We start from the raw sequence: 1,944 nt of genomic DNA, 5'->3' as shown, positions 1-1,944 counted from the left end.
CACCTATACAATTTGTGAGGTTTCCAATTCAACAAATTGTAGTACAGTAATAAGTAGCATAACGGTAACTGCACCAGTAATAAATGCATTAACAGAAACTACTGCTGCAATTAACGGAAACACAGGCGGTTCAACACCGGCATTAACAGCTAATGACACCTTAAATGGTCTTGCAGTAACACTTGGATCAAATCCAGGAAATGTAACGATGACAACAGGAGCACTTCCAGCAGGTATCACCGTTAATACAGCAACCGGAATTGTAACAGTAGCCGCTAACACACCAGCAGGAAGCTATCCAATTAGCTATACAATTTGTGAGGTAAACAACTCAACAAATTGTGATACAGTAAGTTCAAATATTGTAGTGAGTTTAGCGACAATAGTTGCCACTCAAGATACAGGAGGCCCTATTAATGGAACGACAGGAGGAATTAACGTAGTTAATGTATTAACAAATGATACTGTAAATGGTTCAGCTGTTAGTCTAAATCAAATTAATTTGACAACTGTTACCCCTAACGCTAATTTGACATTAAATGCTGATGGTTCTATGGATGTAGTTCCAAATACTCCATCAGGAATTTATACATTGACTTACCAAATTTGTGAAAAATCAAATCCAACTAATTGTAACCAAGCAGCAGTTTCAATAGAAGTTGTCAAAGAATTACCAGACTTTACTACAACAATAGATATCGATGCTTTAGTCTTCGTATCTGCAGGTGATAAAAAAGATTTTGTTGTAAACATATCTGAAATCAAAGGCGCACCATCAGACGGACAAGTAGTTCTTAAAATCGCAAAACAATCTGCATTCCTTATTACTTATGGAGCTGCTACTAACACTTCTAATGTGAATGGTGGTGTTTCAGTTAATAATAATGATTGGCAAATAACTGAAAATACATCATTAATAACAATGACATTAAAAACAGGTGTTATAATTGGAACAAATACATTTTCAGCTATTGGTTTTACTATAGAGCGTAAATCAGATGTGCCAGCTCAAACTTCGCAACCAATTACAGTTACAATTGTAAATGGGTCAGGATTAGATAGTCAGAATAATAACAACACCTATAACACTGTTGTTAAAGCTCAATAATTATGATTATAGTTAATCACGTAAAAAAATGTTATCGCTAAACAATAAGAATATGAATACTCTATATAAATTAATATTATTGTTTTTTACTGTATTTATGTTTATCCCAAAAGGATATTCACAAAACAACGCAGATCCTGGGATTGGAATTTTAATGAGTCCCGCAAGTGTGACGCAGGGTTCTACAGGAATTTTGAGTGCCACTGTTGGTAATTATGGGAACGGAACTATAGTTAAAAATTCATTGCGAGTTACTATTAGTGTTGGTACCAATGCTGAAATCATAGGGATTGCTTCAGGAAGCGATATGCGTTGGAATCAATTGAGTTTAACAACTGGTTCTGCAAATACAATAAAATTAACAAATTCAGGTGGTGAATTTAATTCATTTGATATTTCAGATATTTTACTTATTGTAAGAGGTAATGTGGTGAGTGGCGCCAATGGAATTACAGGAAACATTGTATACATTACAGCTTACAATCCTTTATTATGCGGAGGTTGTTCTACACCTCCACTAAATGTTTCCCAAGGAAATGCGAGCAATTCAAATGATAATTCAGAAACAAGTTTGGCTGTATCCTGCTATAAACCTACAGAACCAGCGAAAGTGAACTGTTGGGACACGTATACTTTCAACACAACAACATGTGCTTGGGTGAATAACAATACGCCAAAACCTACAGAACCAGCGAAAGTGAACTGTTGGGACACGTATACTTTCAACACAACAACATGTGCTTGGGATAAAAATAATACGACACAACCTGCAGAGCCAGCGAAAGTAAACTGTTGGGATACGTATACTTTCAACACAACAACATGTGCTTGGGATA

General features: G+C 35.5%; 2 protein-coding genes. Both read left to right on the top strand.

What is annotated here, in order from left to right:
- On the top strand, window positions 1-1,108 hold a 1,108-nt coding region (locus tag E0I61_RS16355), incomplete at its 5' end, for a hypothetical protein (protein ID WP_394346076.1).
- A gap of 52 nt (window positions 1,109-1,160) precedes the next feature.
- Window positions 1,161-1,944: hypothetical protein (locus E0I61_RS16215; protein WP_132072664.1), on the top strand; the 784-nt coding region annotated here is incomplete at its 3' end.

Source organism: Flavobacterium ranwuense, from assembly GCF_004349315.1.
In the GTDB taxonomy this organism is placed as follows: Bacteria; Bacteroidota; Bacteroidia; order Flavobacteriales; family Flavobacteriaceae; genus Flavobacterium; species Flavobacterium ranwuense.
This window is presented reverse-complemented; position numbering and strand designations above follow the sequence as displayed.